The sequence below is a fragment of the Roseivirga sp. E12 genome (assembly GCF_017592825.1).
GTDB lineage: Bacteria > Bacteroidota > Bacteroidia > Cytophagales > Cyclobacteriaceae > Roseivirga.
Map to the genome: position 1 here is coordinate 303,482 of NZ_JAGFMD010000002.1, position 20,741 is coordinate 324,222.

Here is a 20,741-nt window from a genome sequence, read left to right on the forward strand (position 1 = left end):
CATTTCGATATCAAACCGACTATGGAAAACCACGGTGTTTAACGGTACTTATTAGATCATGTTTTCCTTGGATTAATATACCGATTGGTATAATTTTATTATAAGATGAAAAAAGCGGATAGAACGAAAGCTTTCATAATAGAAAAAGTAGCTCCCATCTTTAATAAAAAAGGAGTGTATGGCACCAGTCTTTCAGACATGACATCCGCCACAGGCCTTACCAAAGGTGCCATTTATGGCAACTTTGGGAGTAAGGACGCCTTGGCAATGGCTTGTTTCGAATTCAACCTACGCTTCCTTCAAAAGGGCCTCTATAAATCGATCGCCATTAACGGCAATGCCATCGACAAGCTATCTGCCCTAGTCACCTTCTATCAACATCACTATAGAGATGTTGCTGAGAACGGAGGATGCCCATTAATGAATAGTGCCATTGAAACTGATGATGCACATCCACTGTTAAAGGAAAAGGTGCAAACGACTTTCGATCTTTGGCGTAAGGAAATTATAACCATCGTTATAGATAGTCAGCGTAAGATGGAGGTGAGTCCGATGGTTGATCCATCAAGCTTTGCAAACACTTTCATTGCACTTCTTGAGGGCGGTATTCTGGTCTCAAAAACATTGAATGCACCAGAATACTTTAATGAGGTTACAAATAGTTTACAGAAATTTATTGAATCGAACTTAGCACAAAACGATCATGCGTAGAGTAGTTGTTACGGGAATGGGAGCACTGACTCCAGTTGGAAATAATCTGGAAAGTTTTTGGACAAACTTAAAAGCCGGTCAAAGTGGTGCGGCCGAGATCACCAGATTCGACACCTCTAAATTCAAGACACATTTTGCTTGTGAGTTGAAAGATTTTGATCTCAACGAGCACATTCCAAAGAGCGAGTCAAGACGTTATGACAGATTTACTTCTTATGCCTTGGTGGCTGTTGAAGAAGCGATCAAAAATGGTGGGATTGATTTTGAAACCCTCGATAGAAATCGTGTGGGCGTCATTTGGGGTTCTGGTAATGGAGGTATTGAAACCTTCACGGAAGAAATGATCGACTTTGTTAAGAATGGTGAGACTCCTCGTTTCAATCCTTTCTTCATTCCGAAAATCATTGCTGACATTGCTTCAGGTATCATCTCGATTAAATATGGGCTCAGAGGCCCAAATTTCACGACAATATCAGCATGTGCTACCTCCACTACTGCCATTATAGATTCCTTTAATCACATTCGTTGGGGCAAGGCGGATATGATTGTCACGGGCGGGTCCGAGGCTCCAATTACCATCGCAGGTCTTGGAGGATTCAATGCCTCTAGAGCATTATCCACTAACAATGAAGATGCCGCTGGTGCCTCTAAGCCTTTCGATGTTAACCGAGATGGATTTGTTATGGGCGAGGGAGCTGGTGCTCTGATTTTAGAATCGTTGGAGCATGCACAGGCTCGCGGAGCCCACATCTATGGAGAAGTAGTTGGTGGTGGTATGGCGGCAGATGCTTACCACCTTACTGGTACACACCCTGATGGCGAAGGTGCTTACCTGGGCATGAATGAAGCCCTCAGAGAAGCGGAAATTAAGCCGGAAGATATTGACTATATCAACATGCATGCTACCTCTACTCCTATGGGCGATGTTAGCGAACTTAAAGCTATAGCAAGGGTGTTTGGTGAGAATCCAGATCTAAACATCAGTGCCACTAAATCCATGACAGGCCACTTACTAGGTGCCGCTGGAGCTATTGAGGCCATTGCCAGCATTATGGCAACGATAGACGACATCATCCCTCCTACCATCAATACTAAAGATGTTGAACCAGATTGGGCAGACAAATATGATTTGACTCTTGGAACAGCGAAGAACAGGACAGTTAATTACGCCATGAGCAATACCTTCGGCTTTGGTGGCCATATTGCTACGGCAATCTTCAAGAAGTACAAAGCTTAGTAGAAGACGACTTTCACCTTTGGTTGGGACCCTTTGAGCGACTCAATATCCTTTCCGTTCAACTTGCTATTGAAGCAAATGACTTGCTTCAATTCCGGGAGCAGAAATAGATCATCGAGCCTTGATACTCGTGTATTAGAACAGTCTACTGTTTCGAGGTTCACCAACCTGTCAAGCCCTCTTAGCCTTTTGACAGTAGTCCCTGAGAAGTTCAACTCTTTCAGCTTTATCATCACTGATAGATCGCTCAGGTCAGTGATAGCTGTATTACTGATGTCCAGGTTCGTAATGTTTTCAAACCGCAACAAAGAATTCAAGTCCTCGAAAGGAGTTTGGGTAATACTAAGGCTAGTCAAGGTCTGAATATCCGGAAGCTCAGTCAAACTGGTTAAACCGGTTCTAATAAGCTTAAGAGATTTCAAGTTGACGAATTCATCGAGTGTAGTTAGGTCACTCGGATCAATCGGTCCATTAACTTCTAATGCTTCAATGTCGACCAATGCATGCAACTCATCAGAACTAGGCCTAGTCGAAACATTTGCGTTTTGACGTAAAATAGTCTGCATGTCTCCACTTAATCCTGTCCACCAACTCATCAAGGATCCTGTTTGAAAACGTAGCTTCAGATGAGGTATAGCATCCATTAAGGTTCGAGCATCTCTTTTGGTTACTGAAGATCCATCAACGTTGAGATATGTCAATTTTGATAGACTGGTTAGGGATTTCACTTCTCGGGCTCTAGTATTTTCTGCTTCGATCACTTGAAGGTTAACCAATCCTTTTAAAGGTCTCAAATCATTTACATTCGTATTATTTAATTTGATCTCTACTAAGTAGGCAAGTTGTTCCACTCCCTTGAGGCTGGTAATAATATTGTCGCTAACATTGAGTTTAGATAGCTTTTTGAGCATTACTAGTGGTTCTAACGTCTTAATACCAGAATTACCTGCGTTCAATTCGGCAAGGTTAAGCAGTGGCACCAACTCTTCTGTTGCTGGGTTCTGCCTGTTGAGTTGAGTGACCAGAAGCGTCTTCCATTCAGGGGAAAGTGAATCCCACCAAGCCTTAAGTGCTGCTATATCACGGATAAGCAGGGCGTCATTATTCTCGACAAAACTGTCTATCTGACTATTCTCTAAACTCAACCCATCTACATATAGCTTGCTCAAAGAACCGACACTTATCAGCGGGCTTATATCACTGACATTGGTGTCCGAAATGGTCAGTAAAACAAGGCTCTTAAGCCCACCTAAATTTTCGACACTATCAACTGAAGTAAATTGAATATTGAGTTCTTTGAGTTCAACCATTCCCTCAAACCCATTCAAACCATTAAGATCACTTTGCTGAAGGCTCAGGTGCTGAAGGTTTATTAGTTGAGAGTAGTCAATGGTATTGGTTCCCGTTGCGCTAGCCAAATTGAGTTCTGTGAGCGTTTTCAGGCTTGAAATGAAAGACAAATCCTCAAACTGTGAGCCCATTAGATCAAGCCGTTTGAGTTTTTCAAAAAAGCCCAACACGGAGAAATCAGTTACGTGACTATCATGCAAAATCATATGCTCTATATCCGTATGATACTTCAATGCATTTAAATCGTGTACCGATGTTTGGGAAATATCGAGAGTTCTCAAGCGATTAATAGAAAGCAATGGGCTCAAATCGGTTATAAAAGAATCTGAGAGCTTCAGGTATGATAAATCGGTCAAGACATAAATTGGATCAAGATTAACTACCTGATCGTTACCGGATAAATCTAAGGAGTCCATCCCCGCAATTCGCGTAAGCTCATCCACCGTGAGACTATCATCGTATATACCGATCTCATCCTGAAAAATCTGCTTCCACCCCACTGAAAGATTAAGCCACCAAGCCTTCAGCTGTCTCTCGCGATTAATCTTATTAGTGTATATACTAGCGACTTTGATCTCTCTCTGCGGTCCATCAAAATTCAACTCTATAAACCGCTGTCCAGAGATTTTCAATGTATCATCAGCTATACCTATAGCATTAAGGTTTCTAGTAATATCGGCCTTAAAATAAGGGACACTATCGGCAGTGTAGAGCCGCTCTACTGAGTTGATTTCAAAATCAAAAACCACCTCCTTAAAGAAGAAATCAATATCCTTTAAGTAAGCTTGAATGTCTTTGAATATCTGAGTGGAACGGTTCTCTTGCAGATCATCTTCCACCTGAACGCGATCATCCAAAAAGAGCTTTTTGTAGCTCTCATTAATAATTGTTTCCTTCTCGCGTGTTTTGGTCCGCTTAGAACCTAGCAAATTGAAGTAGTACTCAACAGCCTCCACCATAGCCATAGCCTGTTCCTTTTCCGGATCGGGCAAAGTGTCTGTTGGATTTTCAGTTTGGGCAATGGCACAGACTGAAAAACAAAGTATGATAAGAGGAAGAAATACTCTAGTTCTGATCATAGATTATCTTCAATAGCTGTTCCTTTTGGGGCTTATTGATTGCTGTCAGGTCAGAGATTAACCATCCAGTATTATAACCGGCTCTGTTAAAGTTGTTAAGTGCAAAGTACCAACCATCAAGGCTGAAGAAGTGAAATTTAATTCGGTTGACAGTGTTGAATTTTAGCAGACCCTTTTTCACTTCATAAATGAATAGCGTTAAGTAATCTGGCTCATAATCTGCGAGTGTATAAGATTCAGGGCTTCCATTTTTCACCAGAGCTTTTCTCAAATTCATGAAATCCAATTCATGACTCATGGGATGAAGGAATTCTTTGGTCTCTCCACGTTGTTTGTCAAACATTTGCTTATATCGGCCGAAAGAAACTTTCGAAATGACCCACTCATAACCGAGGCCTTCCTGTTGCATCTCCATATATAATGTTATTGCCTCTTCTCTTCCCTCATACTCAAAGGTGGTATTGACAACAGCAAACCACTCGTCTGATCTCAGCCCTAAGAATTGTGGACTGTCAGACTTGGTAGCATCGGATATAAACCGTGTTTTAAGGTCTTTCGAGATTTGAGCATATTCCTCATCGAAGAGCATACTCAAATACCTCTTTCTCAATCTTGCATTGCGATACTGTCGATCGCCAGGTTCGAATTCAACACCCTTGTTATTCTCCTCACCATTAAATCGCTTAAAGAACTGATTGAGCTGTTTGGTACTCGCTAATAATTGTTGCTCAATGTCATAATCGTCATCAAGCACTTGGGCGTTGCCAACACTGACAACGCCACAAAGTAATACTATAAATAAGCTTAATTTCTGAATCATACAGAGGTTTCTGATACTCTTATGTCTCCTAAAATAACATCCCAGAACTCAACTGTTCTACCAGCAATTTGGGTCGACTTCTTTTCAACATAGATTGTAATGTCCTTTTTGGTAGTATCCTTATACTTCAGTAAGTCACCACTTCTTCCTTCGAACTTTTGGTAAACGGTCACGACCCCAACATATTTTCCGTCAGGCTGTCTTTCCAAATCAGAAATGTACTGAACGTCATACCATTCAATGGTCACCTTGTCATAGTTCAGGGCCATTAATCGCTTGAAGTATTCACGGACTTTATAATACTCAATCTCTTCTGACGCTAAAGAGGAAACTCCCATTTCACTCCCTGGAGCAAAAAGCTCTTCAGCACGATCCATCACTCTGGTCGCTTCAGAAAAAGGGGTGTCTTTGTTACCAATAATACTGATGTACTTACCGAGATCCTTTACTTTTTCAAGCGCCAAAGAGTCAATTGCTTTTTCTCTATTTGGATCTACAGCTGTCTGGGCCGAAAGATTGATACCCAAGAAACAGATGATTGCAAGCGTAATAGATAGTCTTGTTATATACTTTTTCATAATGTCTTCAATAAAGGTGAATTACTTTTTAACGAGAACTAGTTCTTTGACTTTACCCTGAGCGTCCATTACTAATTCTTTCACCTTATGAGGGTTCTTTCCTTGGTCTTTTAGGTAATTCAAGTATTTCGAAATCGTAGTAGGCTCGTCAAAATCTTCTTGGCCATTTGCGGCATAAAAAATAATAAGCACTGGTGCCTCTGAGCTACCGAACATACGGAGCGCTTCTTGAATGCTACTGTTAGCAGCACTTGTAGATGATGCATTGGCAATACCAGAGAAGTAGGAATTCAGACTGCTAGTAATTCTTTCCTCTGCACTTGGTTCTTTAGGCTTTACTACTGGCTCTGGTTCAGGCTCTGGTTCAGGCGTCTCCACAACCACGACCTCTTCAGGAGTCTCCGGAGCTACATCAGCTAGTGCCTTCTGACTTTTACAAGAAGCTGTTGTTAAAATAATGGCTCCCACAAAGGCCAAACCCTTGAGGGAATTAAAAAGTAGAGTTCTTTTAATTTTCATCTGTTATAAGTTTTGAATAGGCCTCTTTGGCTAATCCATGTTTCAATTAATAATACGCTATACAGTGAGTTATCTACAAGAAATGTAGACGATAACCCAGATCAGCAATCATGCCTCATAGGGTTGAGATAGGTTTATCAGTTTTTAAACTGATGTTTAAAGTTACGGGTTTAATCTGAAACTGTTGTAATAGATAGACCGAACGGCAACCCAAAAACGTGTTTTTTTTGATCTTTTAAGAAAAAGTCAACTAAAATTGAAGGTCAAAAACTAAAAAAGCCTCAATCTCATCGATCAAGGCTTCAAAATCAATCTTTTTAAGTCTCTTACGTAGCAGGGTTGGTAACATCCTGGGCACCCTCTGGCATGTTGAAATTATCCATGGACGGATACTCCTTTGACACGTTAATATTTTCGAATACTCGTGCTCCTCCTCTTGGCTCCCCAACAACGCCATCAGTGTATTGATACCACTGTAGAGAACTCGGCAATACAACCCCTTCATATTCCTTCCAACCTTCATATCTTATCAAACTAAAACGATCACTCGATTCAGTTCTACCAAAAGTAGCCGTATACATCAACCAATTCATTTGGTTAGTCTCAGGATCGGATAATACGATATAGTTGTCTTTAGGAGAATCACCAATGCCATCGCCATAAGAAACTTTTACGGCATTATAGCTCTTGCCTTGCAATTCAATTGGCTCCAAATCCTCATAAGTAATACCAGGATCACCTACTACAAAAGGAAAAGAGTAGAAGTAGAACATAAGATTGTACCTCATTCTTTGTCTGGAAGCATTCTCACTTGGTGGGTTGACCCAAACTTTCTCACCATCAAATCCAACTGTTTGATTTTCTGATTCAATGCGGGTGTACCTATTCTGAAGTTCCACTATGGTATGTTGCCCACCGTTGTCATATGACAGCGTTTTCAAAGCACTCCAGTTCTCGAAACCACCATGGGCCTCGAACACTTTCGAAATAGATACAGTATGGTGATCAGCATTTGAAGTCTCTATGACTTCTGGCTCACTCTTTATTTTTGATTCACTTTTTTTCCCTTCACAGGCCATTAAGATCGTCAATAGACTGAGGAATAATAATTTTTTCATGTTTGACAATTTTAGGACAAAGATTCACTTGTAAGGCCTTATCTTTTGTCAGCAGCATTACGTATTGGCAAACCTAATACACAGCTCCCAAAGAAATATGCCACTAAAATAACTTAGCGATGACAGCTTCAGAAAAAATATTCAAAAGCATTCTATCAGATTTATCAATGCACCCGGAAGTAGCCGAGGGCAAAATGATGTCATCCTCTGGTATTCAATACAAAGGCAAAAACTTTGCTTTTCTGTGGGGAGATAAGATGGTATTTAAGCTCGGAAGAGATTTTGACCCGAGCTCGGAGGGTATTCATAAGTACGAACTACTAAACCCATTCAAAAACAAACCACCTTTAAAAGATTGGTTTGTAATAGCAGAGACATCTTCTGACAAATGGGTATTACTTGCCGAAATCGCTTATCAGAAGATGTCAAAAAGCCTATAAAGAATCTTTGGCCAAGGTAGTAGCAACATCACAGCCAGTTTCAGTCTCATTACCTTGAAGAGTCAATGTTCCATTCTGTATCTCAAATGTAGCCACCTGAACATCCATTCCTTCGGTGATAGTAAGTTGATCACCTGATACCGAATAAGTACCATTATTATTGACGGTAACACCATCTTCCAAGTCTGTGCTGACAAATGTTCCGTCAGACTTAAATTCAACTTTCAGACAATCAGTGGTGGTGCAAACTGTACCAAACGATCCATTCTCATTTGCATCATCACAATTCGCTGCCACGGCAGAGGTGACTGTCCAAACACCAACCAATTCGCTGCCGTCATCTTCTGGTGTGGTGCTTGGTTCATTATCACAGGCATTTATTAAAAGGACAATCAAAAGAAGTCCGCCTATTCTCTTTAGTATTGATCTTTCCATTTTCATTATTTCTATTTAATCATTTACAAACTTTTCCAAGACTGGCTATCCACTAGCGAGAAGAGCAATTATCTTTGGTCAACAATTAATTGACATGGACAAAGCTCAAAAATTTGAAACTCAAGCCATCCGACAGCAAATCGGAACAACACATGCGCAAGAGCATTCAACACCACTTTATCTTACCTCAAGCTTCACTTATGAAGATGCAGAGGAAATGAGAGCCGCATTCGCTGGTGAGATAGATAAAAATATCTATAGCCGTTTCAGCAATCCAAATACTGAAGAGTTTGTCAATAAAATCTGCGCCATGGAACAGGCCGAAGCAGGTTATGCTTTTGCCTCGGGTATGGCTGCAGTCTTTTCAACATTTGCCTCACTACTATCAGCAGGAGACCACATTCTCTCTTGCCGATCGATATTTGGCTCTACACACACTGTATTTAACAAGATTCTCCCGAAATGGAACATTTCAACAACCTATGTCGATCTTAAGGACACTGCTTCTTGGGAAAAGGTTGTTACAGCCAATACCAAAATGATTTATGTGGAGACACCAACCAACCCTGGTGTTGATTTGGTTGATTTAAATTGGCTGGGAGATTTCGCCAAAAAGAACAATCTAATTTTAGTAGTTGATAACTGCTTTGCAACCCCCTATTTACAGCAACCCATCAAGCATGGTGCTGATCTCGTTATTCATTCCGCTACCAAATTCATAGATGGACAAGGCAGGGTACTCGGGGGTGTAACCGTGGGAAGAAAGGAACTGATTGATGAGATTTATGCTTTCAGTCGAAGTACTGGCCCTGCAATGTCTCCCTTCAATGCTTGGGTACTATCGAAAAGTCTAGAAACGCTGGCAGTTAGAATGGATAGGCACTGTGACAATGCGTTGAAAGTTGCTCAATTCCTAGAATCAAATGATCAGATCGAATGGGTAAAATATCCTTTTCTGCCTTCACACCCACAGCATAAAATAGCGATTGAGCAAATGTCTGCCGGAGGTGGAGTGGTCTCATTCGGTATTAAAGGAGGTTTAGCGCGTGGAAAGCGATTTTTAAATCAGATCAAAATGTGCTCCTTAACCGCTAACCTCGGTGACAGTAGGACAATCGTTACCCACCCTTCGTCAACGACCCACGCCAAACTCAGTGAAGAAGAGCGGCAAAAAGTTGGCATTACTCCAGAACTTATTCGCATCTCGGTAGGTTTAGAGCATGTTGATGATATCATTGCAGATATTCGACAAGCTCTCGATCTCAGTATTTAAGGTTTTACAATTCATTGAATGAAGAAAGTACTCGCAGAAATTCTCACCATAGGAGACGAAATTCTTTACGGTCAAATCACTGACACCAATTCCCAATGGATGAGTGCGGAGCTCGATGAACTTGGAGTCAAAGTAATTCGAAAAACTACAGTCGGGGATACAGAATTAGATATTCTTGAAGCTTTTTCTCAAGCTGAAGAAAGAGCGGACATAGTCTTAATAACAGGAGGTTTAGGCCCTACCAATGACGATCTTACCATGCCCATGTTAGCCCATTATTTCGGCAGCGAAATCGTTATGAATGAAGATGTACTCAATCATGTTCAAGATTTCTTTGAACGCAGAGGCAGAGTCTTCACGGAACTAAACCGCAGGCAAGCACTCGTTCCAGAAATTGCTGAGGTTCTACATAATGATCTGGGGACAGCTCCTGGAACTTGGTACGAGCGTAATGGAAAAATATTCGTTTCCATGCCAGGCGTACCGCATGAGATGAAAAACCTCATGAAGAAACTCGTGATACCCAAGCTCAGAGAGTTTTTCCAAACCCCAGTCATCTATCACAAACTCATTAAAACAGTCGGTATAGGTGAATCCTTCCTAGCAGATAAAATCAAATCTTGGGAAGATGGGCTACCTGAGCACATTTCTCTTGCCTACCTGCCTAGCATTGGGCATGTCAAACTAAGACTTACAGCTGTAGGTGATGACAGAGAATCGTTGAAGCAAGAGGTACAATCGCTTATTGAAGACCTTCTGCAGCTTGTAGGCAAATATGTCTACGGCTATGACGAGACAACACTTGAAAAAGCCATTGGCGAAATGCTATTGGAAGAAGGCAAAACATTGGCTTTGGCAGAGAGTTGTTCGGGAGGGTATGTTCAACATAAACTCACAACAATCGCTGGTTCTTCATCTTACTTTCAAGGGGGAGTAGTACCCTACCACAACGATCATAAGATCAACGTTTTAGGCGTTAAGCCACAAACTCTGGAGACACATGGAGCGGTAAGCGAAGCCTGTGTGAAAGAAATGGCTGAAGGCGTACGAAAGCTGTTTAAAGCCGATATTGGTGCTGCTAGCAGTGGAATAGCTGGCCCCGGAGGAGGAACCCCAGACAAGCCTGTCGGAACAGTTTGGATAGCCTACGCAGATGGAGAACAAACCGTAGCAAAAAAGCTGCAATTGACCCAAAACAGAATATTAAATATTGAATTAACAGAAATATCAGTACTAAATTTGGTTAGAAAAAGTTTGAAGGGTTAAAACATTGATAATATTTGGTAAAAGACGTACTTTTGTGGTTCAATGCAATCGTTTTAATCATTAGTATTTAGTTATGGCTATAGTAGAAATGGTAATGCCGAAGATGGGAGAAAGTATCATGGAGGGTACTGTACTATCTTGGTTAAAGCAAGAAGGTGAAACTATTGAAGCGGATGAATCCGTACTTGAGGTTGCAACCGACAAGGTAGACACTGAAGTTCCTGCCACACATGGCGGAACATTAAAGGAAATTCTTGTGCAAGAGGGAGACGTTGTACCTGTAGGTGCTCCAATTGCAAAAATTGAAACGGATGCTGCGGTTGAAGTATCTACACCCGAAACTTCTGCTCCTCCCGCTGAAAAGCCAGCAGCTGTCAATGGTCAAGCCAATGAAACTCCTGCCCCAGTAGCTGCAAATGGACATGCTGTATTAGAGAAGCCTGCATCTGATAGGTTCTATTCTCCGCTAGTGATGAACATCGCACGTCAGGAGAGTATCCCTATGGCCGAATTGGAGCTAGTACCTGGTACTGGTCGCGAAGGCCGTGTTACCAAGAAAGACATTATGGCCTATTTGAAAAATAGGCCTGCAGGTGGTGTTCAAGCTCCGGCCGCTACGCCTGCACCAGCGATTGTACCTCCATCGGCAAGTGCACCGAAGCCAATGCCAGTCTCGGTATCTGGTGAGGATGAAATCATCGAGATGGACCGCATGCGTAAAATGATTGCTGAGCGTATGGTAGATTCGAAGAGAATCTCTCCACACGTTACGTCTTTTGTTGAAGCAGATGTTACCAACATCGTTCACTGGAGAAACAGAATTAAGCAATCTTTCAAAGAGAGAGAAGGTGAGCCAATCACATTCACTCCGATCTTTATGGAGGCTGTTGTGAACGCACTGAAAGACTATCCAATGATGAACATTCAGGTAGACGGTAACAACATCGTAAAAAAGAAAGCGATCAACGTAGGCATGGCTGTTGCCTTACCTAGTGGTAACTTGATTGTTCCAGTAATCCATAACACTGACCAATACAATCTTGTAGGCTTGACCAAAAAGGTGAATGATTTAGCCCGTAGAGCACGAGAAAACAAACTGACTCCTGACGACCTTCAAGGTGGTACTTACACTATCTCTAATGTTGGGTCTTTCGGTAATGTAATGGGAACCCCGATCATTATGCAGCCTCAAGTAGGTATTCTTGCCCTTGGTGCTGTTGTGAAGAAGCCAGCAGTTGTTGAAACGCCAACAGGAGATGCTATTGCGATCAGACATAAGATGTTCTTATCTCATTCATACGACCACAGAGTGGTTGATGGATCACTTGGAGGAATGTTCGTGAGAAGAGTTGCCGATTATTTGGAACGCTTCGATCCTTCGATGACTATCTGATAGTTAACTGACAATTTTATAAGCCTCATATCTTAGTTGATATGAGGCTTTTTTATTGTCAACCTGTTACAATCCAATTGAACAATCAACTGGTCGTTGGTTGAACCAAACCCTACACTGGCTAACTTTTTTTGGTCAGTCATTGATTGGGTTGGTTGTTCTCTAATATTGCATTTATATTTAGTCAGATATCTGACAACTCTCTTTCACACATGAAAAAGCACCTCCTACTTATAACCTTACTCTTTGGTCATTTAGCTATTGCCCAGACGCCACAAACCTATCTCAATGCAAGAGCAGAAAAACACCTTGCCGGCCCTTTTAACCTTGAAGTACTGAAAGCAGATTCTATCTATGGCGTATGGTTCGAGGAAAATTGGAAGTTATTTTCATTAAAAGGTACACCAACAGACTGGAAGAAGAACCTAGAGAACACTGAGGTAGATATATATCTCGGTACTTGGTGCGGAGATAGTAAAAGGTGGGTTCCTCAATTTATCAAAATGTGGAATGACCTTGGTTTAGATCAAGACAAACTGAACTTCACTGCGCTTTATGATGGTGTAGAAAAGTACAAACAAGGTCCTAATGGGGAAGAAAAAGGTTTAAGAATTCATCGTGTCCCAACTTTTATCTTCAAAGAAGAAGGAAAAGAGTATGCGAGAATTGTCGAATATCCCAGAAATGATTTGGAGCTTGACCTTGCCCAGATTGCAGTTGGTTATGCTTCAGAGCCTAATTATCGAGCGGCCACCTACTTATTAGAGCTCTTTGAAAATGAATCTATGGAAGACATCATAAAAGATGTTCGTAATCACTTAAACAAAGTCAACCATTTGGTAGGCAAGGATAGAGAGCTAAACACCTTGGGCTATGTATTCCTGCGCTCCAATAGAATACAGGAGGCCCTACTCACCTTCCAATTCAATACCATTATTTACCCACATTCACCGAGAGTGTTTAACAGCTATGGCGAAGGACTATTGCTCAATGAGGACAAAGCAGGTGCCATTCGGGCATTTAAGAGAGTGATTGAGCTAGACCCTAAATATGAGAATGCCAATCGCAGACTTCAAGAGCTAGAAACTGACAACAAATAGTCTTAATAAAGGAGCACCTAAAGCACTCCTTGAATAAGTATTGTCACGCTGATACCATGCTATTCAATCGCCACCTGAGGACTATTGAAACCAACAGCGATAGAACGTAAATCACCATTCCATAGATGATAGTATAGGTAGAATACTTGAGCCCACCTGCCAATAAACTCATAGACACATCGCCCGCAGCTTCAATTGCTTGAAATGCTCCTAAAAGATTAACGGTGGTGCCTAAGATTCCCATAACTAAAGCAAGCAAGCCAATTTCCCTCACTTGAGTAATTTTAGCATTAGCCTTTTGACTTTCGCTGCTTTTGAAAATAGAGTAGGTGTTGAAAATTGCCAGTGCTATCATACCAGCTCCTATTATGGAGAGTAGTCCCATAAAAAATGGACCACCTTCATTAATTAAATCTAACATATGTACTTCTTTAGGTTAAAACTTAATTTCAAAGCTATTAACCAGCCGGACCAATGTACAGGTCATATCCCCCACCAGACTTGTCGTTAATCGACAATTCCTTTAAAATAGCTAAAAAATGAAGAGATTAGGGAAGTAATTCATTGAGATTAGTCTATGATCAAAACATCACATCAAATAATTTTCTGGATCGTGATATTCGGTTTTTTGAATATCTTATTCGGTATAAGATGGGGCAATTATGTTGAGTCTTTCTACTACTCATCTATGCTTATGCCCGTGGCAGTAGGCAGCTCTTACTTCTTCAATCTATTTTTAGTACCAAAGTATTTGTCAAAAGGAAAACACTTCCAATTTGGGCTTTACACTGTCTACACAATTATCATTTCAGCTTTCTTGACAGCCGTTATCTCCATGTTTTCATTTATTACTCTTGCGGACTTGCAGTGGGACCAAATGAATCCTGTTTCAGCTGATCTATTCCAGATGGTAGTAGTTATCTATTTCATTGCCATTCTTTTCTCATTTATGCATACCTATAAGGCCAATGAGTTGAACCAAGAAAAACTGGATACACTCAAACATAAAAACCGTCAGGAGATTATCAATATAAAGTCAAATAGGAAGTCAATTCCAGTGGCTGTGAATGACATCCTCTATATCGAAAGCCTTGCCGACTATGTCAAAATCCACAGAGAGTCTGACACGATTATAACCAAAGAGAAAATTAGCTTCCTTGAGTCATCCTTACCCGATTGGTTTCTTCGTATACACCGATCATTTTTGATAAACCAGCATAAGTTGGAAGCATACGGACATGACTTTATGCAGGTAAACGCTGAGAAACTTCCTTTAGGCAGAAAGTACAAGAAAGAGGCTTTATCAAAGATTAAGCTGACAGAGGTAAATCAATAAGAAACGTAAAAAGAACCTCTTTTCTGGAATGGCTTTCCATCTACAGTCGTAGCCATTATTCGGTAATAATACCTACCTGCAGGAACAAGCCTTCTTCTTTTATCGAAACCATGCCATTCGTTCTTGCCAGAGAAAACAACCTTACCACGGCCGTTGACAATCACAAGACGTTCCTTCTTGGTATGCTTTAACTTCGCTTTGAAGGGGCCTTGATTGGTACAAGGCCAAAAAACACCCGGTACTCCAAAGAATATTTTACGCTTAATCAGAATCTTTTTTCTGATCTCCTTAGTACAACCATTCTCATTGGTAACCTTCAGTTTTATCCAATGTACACCTGGCCTTTTGAAAGTGTGAAACACATCCCTTCCTGACACTTCTTTCTTCTTATTGAAGGTCCATTCCCATGATACAATGCCATCATCATCAATTACCGAAAAAGAAACTGGTTCATTGATCTGAATATCATTTCGGTCAAAGGACATTTTTGCGGTGATCTTATCTTCGACTTCAATAGTAACGGGAGTGTCATGAATCACAGAACAGCCTGTCGCCATATTGTCAAGTTTGAGGCTTAAAAAAGTCGATTCCTTCAGCCTAGGGCTTCTTAGAACCAATTCTCCTCCGCTGCCCTCCTTCGCAACTAGAACATTACCTTCGCCATCTATTAATGAATACATGACGCCAATCTCAGAGGAAGTAACAAATAATTTCGCCCGTTTATTGTAGCAGATATTCTCTTCAAAAACTATCTCTGTCTCTTTAGCTCCATTGAGCAGTTCATCTCCTACAGCAATATTGACTTCCCCGATGAACTCTTCTAAAATACTTCCATCACCAACATCACTCAGGGCATAAACAGTTAAGGTCGTGTCATTGACTACCGTCCCACTTAGTAAATTCACTTCTGGTGATTCTCCTGATATACTCACTCCGTTCAAAGACCCATCAGGGTTTCTTAACTCATATCGTCTGTTATTACTTCCAGTATGGAGAGTACCTTCCAATAACACATTTGCAGATTGACCATCACAGACATTTAGGCTTGTCTTTTCTATTGAATGAAGCTTGAATTTAGACAACCACAGGTCAGTATTAGACCCTCCAAAATTTGGTGTAGAGAGATAATAACCTTGTCCAGATTGAGTACCTCCTGATAAATAGACTTCGTGATTCAGCTCATCGTAAAATGGAATATTCAGCTCTCCGTCAGAGCCTGCTCCACCGAAATCAGCCTGCCATATCAAGTTCCCAGCAACATCAAGGTTAAAGAACCAAATGTCTAGAGAGGCATTTATGTTATCACTTAACTTATCTCCTCCCGATGGAGAATTTGAAAAACCGCCAACAATTACTGACCCGTCTTGCAAAGCATAGGCCGCCTGTCCCCAATCATAACCTGCACCTCCAATTGTCTTTTCCCAGAGTAACTCACCAATGCTATTGGTTCTTACCACCCAAATATCATCAAAGCCTTTATTTCCTTCAGACTTATCTCCTCCTGCACCAGAGCCACTTTGGCCTGCAAATACAAAACCTCCATCAGGCATTTGAGCCATAGACCGAACAGCGTCTAAACCAGGTCCTCCATATAGGTCTTCCCAAAGTACATCACCATTTCCATCAGTGGAGAATATCCAGTAATCAAAGCTTCCATTATTTGCCTGTCCCAGATCGGCAGAGGCAGAATAAGCTCCTACCACCACTCCACCATCGACATTGGGCAATAGTTCATCGGCAGATTCGAAACCACTACCTCCGTAAGTTCTCTCCCATATCTTATCTCCTGTTACCGAATTTATTTTCACTAAATACAAGTCTAGAGAGCCCATCGGGCTAATGCCAACAAGGTCAGTTGACGTTGTATAGCCACCGACTATAATGTGGCCACCAGAAGTTTCTTTAAGATCAAAGGCCCAATCGGCACCATTACCACCTACCCTCGTTTGCCAAATTACACTGCGATCTGCAGCTGAAATTTTTATAAGTAGGATATCATCAGAACCCATTGATGGAGAATCAATATCTCCTGAAATACCTGATCGGGTTCTTCCTGCCAGTACAAAATTACCATCGGCTGTTTGCACAGCACCTGCCTCAAAGCCTTCTTCTGAGGTTCCTCCAAAATTAAAGTCCCACTGAATATTTCCATCAGCATCGGTTTTAACCACCCACCAATCATCATCACCTTGGTTAGGTGTCGTTTTGTTGCCACTAATTCCTGAGAGGGAACTAGCAGTAAGTAGGAAACCACCATCATTGGTTCTTATGGAGCTGACATCCGTATCACGTGCGGAGCCACCAAAGCGCATATCATACGCTTTAACTGGCTTTTGGACTTGAGCCAGCGAGAGTTGAGTTAGTAGTATAAAAAAGGTGAAAGTAAAAAGTTTGGTGTTAGTTAACTTTTTCATCTTTCTATGTTTTGGCCTACTTGAGAGGACTCTAATCTTCCCAAGTAGTAATGATAACCCTTTGATAGCAAAGACCCTACTTGTACAAAGCTGGGCACCCCCTTTAAATAAGCAATACGTGGCGAATATTGAAATTCGTCTATCCCGATTAGTAAATGGTCTGTGAATTCATCGACTCTGTCGATCCTCTAGAATAAACTGCTCTTTTTTCATCAAATTCAAGCTATGTCAGCCAAAAGAACACTCCTAAGTAGACTAATCGCACCTACCCTCTTATTACTTTTTTTTCTACCAAACGACTTACTAATTGCTCAGGGCAATACATTAAAACCAATTCTTCTAGATAAATCGGCCTTGTCGGGAGTGGGTCTCGAAAAGGTAACTCTGAATGCTGAGCCTGAACGTAAATTCTTCCAAAGAAGATTACTAAGGGGAGAAGATTTAAGCGTTTATGTAGTTTCTAGTCAGTCGTGGACAACTCGCATGGATAACTTCGGTATTGATGAAGTGGTATACATGCTCAATGGGAAGGCCAAAATCACTCCCAATGGTGGTAAAGAAATGGCATTTCAGTCAAACGAGTTTTTCTTTATCCCTAAGGGATATACCGGCAGTTGGCAGATAGTGGCCAATGACAATTACCACTACGAATTATCAATTATTACTACGGAGAGAGCGTCATCTGCAAATTCAGCAAAGACAGTTCCAGAATTATTGGATAAAGACAAACTATCAGGCATCGAGATAGAAATCAATGAGCAAGGTATTTATGAGCATGTCCTTACCAAAGGCGTTGAATTGACTGTTAAGCTTATGGCAGAGGCACCCAGATCTTTGAAGTCATCTGGTCCCATGAGTGAAAAACTGATTCATCTGCTTTCTGGCCAAATAGACATCACTGACAGTATCGGAGAGTTACACACCTTTTACACAGGAGACTTCTTTCTAATACCAAAAGGCTTTACCGGGAATTGGCAAAGCAAAGGACACGGCATTGTCAAATACTTAGTGACAGAAAAAACTGCTTAGTCGTTTCTAACGGCTCCGGCTAGCGTATCATGATGCTCAAGCAATAAAGAGCGTAGGTAGCTTCCAATAGTATAAACACTTTCAAAACCAGCTTTCTTAGCCGCAGCATTCTCTGTTTCAATTGGAATATCTGCACTTTCAGCAAAGTGTTTGATGTCTCGATAGAACCCCAGAGTGAAGATATCGACCTCGCCTCCGAAAATCTTGGTGAAGATTAGATTGGTGTCCCTACCAATTTCTGTCAGATAAACATTCTCCATCTCACGCTGTCTGAGGAGCTCCTCTTGCTTACCGGCCAATGCTTGGAACATTTCTACATGGTAATAATCAAACTCCGTAAAACGATCGTTGAACTCCTTCAATGATGGGCCTTCAACAATCGACTCTTCTTGCCACGACACCAAGTTATAATATGGCCTTCCATACCCCTGATCCAAAGTAGCTGAGTTCTCCCTTCTCTTGGTCATCTCATTTTCCGAGAAATGCTTACTTAAGTCTTTTATAGGATACATCAACAGTAAGTCCCATTGATCCCCTTGAGAATGTCTCATTAAGAAAGGCTTCTCGACACCAGCCCTTTCATAGTTCTTCAAATCCACCTTAATCACATCAATCAAGTCAAGAAGTTTACCAGGGGTGGCACGCATAGTGATAACCTTATAGTAAACATCGTTCGCCTGTTGGGCTTCACAGTTGGAAAATGTAAAAACAACCAACAAGGTCAAAAAACACCTTTTCATAACTCTTGATTTTTAATTAGTGATGGATATTCGTTTAGAAAGTTAAGGATAGTTCTATAAATGAAGTCTAAATCCTCATCGGATATGACATAAGGCGGAATTAGGTAAATCACGTTACCCAGTGGCCTTATCAGAATGCCCTTATCAATAAAGTATGGATACAAATGATGTCTGGCTTCATTAAAGTAGGATGTATCCCTTTCGGTATTAAGTTCAAATGCTATAATGGTACCTAAAACCCTCGTGTTTCTGACCAAATCTTGTCCAATTAAATCTTGTTCGAAGGCTCTATGTCGGTTATTGATTCTTGCTCTATTCTCCTCGCATTCCTTGGTCAAAAGAAGATCTAAAGAGGCATTAGCCACTGCACAAGTCATTGGGTTACCAGTGAAAGAATGACCATGGAAAAATGTTTTCATGAGGTCATTACTGCGATAGGCTTCTTGGATTTTATCGGTACAACTAGTTACCCCCATGGCAAGAGCACCTCCTGTAAGGCCTTTCGAAAGACAGAAAATATCAGGGTTGGATGCTAACAAATCTGAAGCAAAGAGACCTCCTGTCCTACCAAAACCCGTCATCACCTCGTCCGCAATACAGATAACATCATTGGCTTGAGCCAGTTTGATCATCTTGTCTAGAAGTGATTTAGAATAAATTCGCATTCCAGAAGCACCCTGAATAATAGGTTCGAAAATGAATGATGCTACTTCTCCCTCAGCAATCAGGGTTTGAAAACGCTGCCATACTTCTTCCTCTTTTTCTGGTGACGGGAAATCAAGGAACTCTACATTAAAAAGGTAAGGATCAAACGGGTCGGTAAATGGGCCTCGTTCTCCCACAGACATTGCACCAAACGTATCTCCATGATAAGCTCCGTCAATGGCGATAATTTTCTTCCTTTCTATGCCTTGATTATAGAAGTACTGGAAAGCCATTTTAATGGCTACCTCCACGGCTGTACTCCCATTGTCTGAATAAAATATCTTGGACTGATTATCAGGCAAAATCTCTAACAGGCGCTCAGCTAATTCAATAGCCGGTTTATGCGTGAACCCTGCGAAAATCACATGTTCCAATGCATTGGCTTGTTTGGAAATAGCATCCGCCAAATGTGGATGACTATGGCCATGGATATTCACCCACCAAGATGATATCGCGTCTATAATTCGACCCCCCGCTGAAGTATATAGGTTTACACCCTCGGCTTTCTCAATTACTATGGGCTCGTCCATTCCCCTTAGCGGGGTAAAAGGGTGCCAGATAGCATCCCCATCTCTTTTCACCCAATCACTCATACCAGTTCATCATTAATTCATCTGCCCAATATTGAATCACTTCTTTGTTAACCAAACCTAGTTTTGGCAATCTCAAAAGTACTTTGTAGCCCGAGTGCTGCTCTATAATTCGCTCACTTTCTGGGTTTGACTCTCCATTAAACACCAAACCTTTGACTTCTATATTATTTCTTTTGAGGTAATCTATTGTCAATAGAGTATGGTTGATACTTCCCAAATAGAGGTTAGCCACTAAAATCACTGGCACCTGCAATGCAACAGCAATGTCAATCACAAAATCTTCATCGTTCAAGGGCACTAAAAGCCCCCCTGCTCCTTCAATCACAACTTCATTATCAGTCTCTGGTAGCACAAAGTCATCGAGCACTATAGATAAGTGCTCGTATTTAGCTGCCGCATGAGGTGAGGCAGGTATTTTTAACAGGTGCGTTTCAGGATGTACAACCGAGTGCTCATTGCTAAGCCAGCCTCTGACACTATCACTGTCAGTGGGCATACCTGCTTGAACTGGTTTCCAATAATCAGCTTTTAAGGCTTCTACCAGAATGGAAGACACCAATGTTTTTCCACTATCAGTACCGATAGCCGTAACGAAATAGTTCATA

General features: G+C 41.3%; 20 protein-coding genes. 9 read left to right on the top strand and 11 right to left on the bottom strand.

Annotation, left to right across the window (positions count from 1 at the left end):
- The first annotated feature begins 105 nt into the window (after positions 1-105).
- Together J4E76_RS08990 and fabF are read left to right on the top strand one after the other, a co-directional pair.
- On the top strand, positions 106-711 hold the full coding sequence (locus J4E76_RS08990; protein ID WP_208503289.1) for a TetR/AcrR family transcriptional regulator: 606 nt from the start codon (positions 106-108) through the stop codon (positions 709-711).
- Complete coding sequence (gene fabF, locus J4E76_RS08995) at positions 704-1,948, top strand: beta-ketoacyl-ACP synthase II (RefSeq protein WP_208503291.1); 1,245 nt, start codon at positions 704-706, stop codon at positions 1,946-1,948. The genes J4E76_RS08990 and fabF overlap by 8 nt, the downstream gene beginning before the upstream one ends.
- Here the strand turns inward: fabF and J4E76_RS09000 are convergent.
- From J4E76_RS09000 to J4E76_RS09020, 5 genes are all read right to left on the bottom strand, one after another.
- On the bottom strand, positions 1,945-4,377 hold the full coding sequence (locus tag J4E76_RS09000; RefSeq protein WP_208503293.1) for a leucine-rich repeat domain-containing protein: 2,433 nt from the start codon (positions 4,375-4,377) through the stop codon (positions 1,945-1,947). The two genes, fabF and J4E76_RS09000, sit on opposite strands and share 4 nt — an antisense overlap.
- Complete coding sequence (locus J4E76_RS09005) at positions 4,364-5,197, bottom strand: hypothetical protein (RefSeq protein ID WP_236017352.1); 834 nt, start codon at positions 5,195-5,197, stop codon at positions 4,364-4,366. The genes J4E76_RS09000 and J4E76_RS09005 overlap by 14 nt, the downstream gene beginning before the upstream one ends.
- The gene (locus tag J4E76_RS09010) at positions 5,194-5,775 is read right to left on the bottom strand and encodes a hypothetical protein (protein ID WP_208503296.1); all 582 of its coding nucleotides are present in this window, start codon (positions 5,773-5,775) and stop codon (positions 5,194-5,196) included. Before J4E76_RS09010 ends, J4E76_RS09005 begins: the two co-directional genes overlap by 4 nt.
- 21 nt (positions 5,776-5,796) lie before the next feature.
- Positions 5,797-6,294, bottom strand: a complete 498-nt coding sequence (locus J4E76_RS09015; RefSeq protein WP_208503298.1) for a nucleoid-structuring protein H-NS — start codon at positions 6,292-6,294, stop codon at positions 5,797-5,799.
- A gap of 326 nt (positions 6,295-6,620) precedes the next feature.
- Positions 6,621-7,412, bottom strand: a complete 792-nt coding sequence (locus J4E76_RS09020) for a DUF6503 family protein (protein WP_208503300.1) — start codon at positions 7,410-7,412, stop codon at positions 6,621-6,623.
- 119 nt (positions 7,413-7,531) lie between these two features.
- Here J4E76_RS09020 and J4E76_RS09025 point away from each other — a divergent pair, with 119 nt between their 5' ends.
- Positions 7,532-7,852, top strand: coding sequence for a hypothetical protein (locus tag J4E76_RS09025; RefSeq protein WP_208503302.1), 321 nt, complete (start codon positions 7,532-7,534; stop codon positions 7,850-7,852).
- Here the strand turns inward: J4E76_RS09025 and J4E76_RS09030 are convergent.
- Positions 7,847-8,287, bottom strand: a complete 441-nt coding sequence (locus J4E76_RS09030; RefSeq protein ID WP_208503304.1) for a DUF5004 domain-containing protein — start codon at positions 8,285-8,287, stop codon at positions 7,847-7,849. The genes J4E76_RS09025 and J4E76_RS09030 overlap by 6 nt on opposite strands.
- Positions 8,288-8,381: 94 nt before the next feature.
- Here J4E76_RS09030 and J4E76_RS09035 point away from each other — a divergent pair, with 94 nt between their 5' ends.
- From J4E76_RS09035 to J4E76_RS09050, 4 genes are all read left to right on the top strand, one after another.
- On the top strand, positions 8,382-9,560 hold the full coding sequence (locus tag J4E76_RS09035; protein WP_208503306.1) for an O-succinylhomoserine sulfhydrylase: 1,179 nt from the start codon (positions 8,382-8,384) through the stop codon (positions 9,558-9,560).
- Between the two features lie 18 nt (positions 9,561-9,578).
- Complete coding sequence (locus tag J4E76_RS09040) at positions 9,579-10,826, top strand: competence/damage-inducible protein A (protein WP_208503308.1); 1,248 nt, start codon at positions 9,579-9,581, stop codon at positions 10,824-10,826.
- Between the two features lie 73 nt (positions 10,827-10,899).
- Complete coding sequence (locus tag J4E76_RS09045) at positions 10,900-12,219, top strand: dihydrolipoamide acetyltransferase family protein (RefSeq protein WP_208503310.1); 1,320 nt, start codon at positions 10,900-10,902, stop codon at positions 12,217-12,219.
- A gap of 212 nt (positions 12,220-12,431) precedes the next feature.
- On the top strand, positions 12,432-13,319 hold the full coding sequence (locus tag J4E76_RS09050) for a M48 family metallopeptidase (protein WP_208503312.1): 888 nt from the start codon (positions 12,432-12,434) through the stop codon (positions 13,317-13,319).
- Positions 13,320-13,362: 43 nt separating this feature from the next.
- On the opposite strand, the gene J4E76_RS09055 is transcribed toward J4E76_RS09050, so the two are convergent.
- Positions 13,363-13,740, bottom strand: coding sequence for a MotA/TolQ/ExbB proton channel family protein (locus J4E76_RS09055; protein ID WP_208503314.1), 378 nt, complete (start codon positions 13,738-13,740; stop codon positions 13,363-13,365).
- Positions 13,741-13,896: 156 nt separating this feature from the next.
- Between J4E76_RS09055 and J4E76_RS09060 the strand changes: the two genes are divergently transcribed.
- Positions 13,897-14,655 (top strand): LytTR family DNA-binding domain-containing protein, encoded by a 759-nt coding sequence (locus tag J4E76_RS09060; RefSeq protein ID WP_208503316.1) that lies wholly within the window; start codon positions 13,897-13,899, stop codon positions 14,653-14,655.
- Here J4E76_RS09060 and J4E76_RS09065 read toward each other — a convergent pair.
- Complete coding sequence (locus tag J4E76_RS09065; protein WP_208503318.1) at positions 14,649-17,069, bottom strand: PKD domain-containing protein; 2,421 nt, start codon at positions 17,067-17,069, stop codon at positions 14,649-14,651. The genes J4E76_RS09060 and J4E76_RS09065 overlap by 7 nt on opposite strands.
- A gap of 225 nt (positions 17,070-17,294) precedes the next feature.
- On the opposite strand from J4E76_RS09065, the gene J4E76_RS09070 reads away from it, so the two are divergent.
- Positions 17,295-18,098 (top strand): cupin domain-containing protein, encoded by an 804-nt coding sequence (locus J4E76_RS09070; RefSeq protein WP_208503320.1) that lies wholly within the window; start codon positions 17,295-17,297, stop codon positions 18,096-18,098.
- Here the strand turns inward: J4E76_RS09070 and J4E76_RS09075 are convergent.
- The 3 genes from J4E76_RS09075 to bioD are packed head-to-tail and all read right to left on the bottom strand — an operon-like array spanning position 18,095 to position 20,740.
- Positions 18,095-18,838 carry a hypothetical protein gene (locus J4E76_RS09075; protein ID WP_208503322.1) on the bottom strand — a complete coding sequence of 248 codons (744 nt, stop codon included), beginning with the start codon at positions 18,836-18,838 and terminating at the stop codon, positions 18,095-18,097. The genes J4E76_RS09070 and J4E76_RS09075 overlap by 4 nt on opposite strands.
- Positions 18,835-20,136 carry an adenosylmethionine--8-amino-7-oxononanoate transaminase gene (gene bioA / locus J4E76_RS09080; protein WP_208503324.1) on the bottom strand — a complete coding sequence of 434 codons (1,302 nt, stop codon included), beginning with the start codon at positions 20,134-20,136 and terminating at the stop codon, positions 18,835-18,837. The genes J4E76_RS09075 and bioA overlap by 4 nt, the downstream gene beginning before the upstream one ends.
- Positions 20,129-20,740: a dethiobiotin synthase gene (gene bioD / locus J4E76_RS09085; RefSeq protein WP_208503326.1), complete on the bottom strand. Its 612-nt coding sequence runs from the start codon at positions 20,738-20,740 to the stop codon at positions 20,129-20,131. Before bioD ends, bioA begins: the two co-directional genes overlap by 8 nt.
- Position 20,741 lies beyond the last annotated feature (1 nt).

Excerpts from the sequence above, each read along its gene's own strand:
- J4E76_RS09035 (WP_208503306.1), top strand. The coding sequence starts at position 8,382 with ATGGACAAAGCTCAAAAATTTGAAACTCAAGCCATCCGACAGCAAATC.
- J4E76_RS09065 (WP_208503318.1), bottom strand. The coding sequence starts at position 17,069 with ATGAAAAAGTTAACTAACACCAAACTTTTTACTTTCACCTTTTTTATA.
- J4E76_RS09060 (WP_208503316.1), top strand. The coding sequence starts at position 13,897 with ATGATCAAAACATCACATCAAATAATTTTCTGGATCGTGATATTCGGT.
- J4E76_RS09040 (WP_208503308.1), top strand. The coding sequence starts at position 9,579 with ATGAAGAAAGTACTCGCAGAAATTCTCACCATAGGAGACGAAATTCTT.
- J4E76_RS09070 (WP_208503320.1), top strand. The coding sequence starts at position 17,295 with ATGTCAGCCAAAAGAACACTCCTAAGTAGACTAATCGCACCTACCCTC.
- fabF (WP_208503291.1), top strand. The coding sequence starts at position 704 with ATGCGTAGAGTAGTTGTTACGGGAATGGGAGCACTGACTCCAGTTGGA.
- J4E76_RS09020 (WP_208503300.1), bottom strand. The coding sequence starts at position 7,412 with ATGAAAAAATTATTATTCCTCAGTCTATTGACGATCTTAATGGCCTGT.
- bioA (WP_208503324.1), bottom strand. The coding sequence starts at position 20,136 with ATGAGTGATTGGGTGAAAAGAGATGGGGATGCTATCTGGCACCCTTTT.
- J4E76_RS09055 (WP_208503314.1), bottom strand. The coding sequence starts at position 13,740 with ATGTTAGATTTAATTAATGAAGGTGGTCCATTTTTTATGGGACTACTC.
- J4E76_RS09075 (WP_208503322.1), bottom strand. The coding sequence starts at position 18,838 with ATGAAAAGGTGTTTTTTGACCTTGTTGGTTGTTTTTACATTTTCCAAC.
- J4E76_RS09025 (WP_208503302.1), top strand. The coding sequence starts at position 7,532 with ATGACAGCTTCAGAAAAAATATTCAAAAGCATTCTATCAGATTTATCA.
- J4E76_RS09005 (WP_236017352.1), bottom strand. The coding sequence starts at position 5,197 with ATGATTCAGAAATTAAGCTTATTTATAGTATTACTTTGTGGCGTTGTC.
- J4E76_RS09000 (WP_208503293.1), bottom strand. The coding sequence starts at position 4,377 with ATGATCAGAACTAGAGTATTTCTTCCTCTTATCATACTTTGTTTTTCA.
- J4E76_RS09045 (WP_208503310.1), top strand. The coding sequence starts at position 10,900 with ATGGCTATAGTAGAAATGGTAATGCCGAAGATGGGAGAAAGTATCATG.
- J4E76_RS09030 (WP_208503304.1), bottom strand. The coding sequence starts at position 8,287 with ATGGAAAGATCAATACTAAAGAGAATAGGCGGACTTCTTTTGATTGTC.
- bioD (WP_208503326.1), bottom strand. The coding sequence starts at position 20,740 with ATGAACTATTTCGTTACGGCTATCGGTACTGATAGTGGAAAAACATTG.
- J4E76_RS09050 (WP_208503312.1), top strand. The coding sequence starts at position 12,432 with ATGAAAAAGCACCTCCTACTTATAACCTTACTCTTTGGTCATTTAGCT.
- J4E76_RS09015 (WP_208503298.1), bottom strand. The coding sequence starts at position 6,294 with ATGAAAATTAAAAGAACTCTACTTTTTAATTCCCTCAAGGGTTTGGCC.
- J4E76_RS08990 (WP_208503289.1), top strand. The coding sequence starts at position 106 with ATGAAAAAAGCGGATAGAACGAAAGCTTTCATAATAGAAAAAGTAGCT.
- J4E76_RS09010 (WP_208503296.1), bottom strand. The coding sequence starts at position 5,775 with ATGAAAAAGTATATAACAAGACTATCTATTACGCTTGCAATCATCTGT.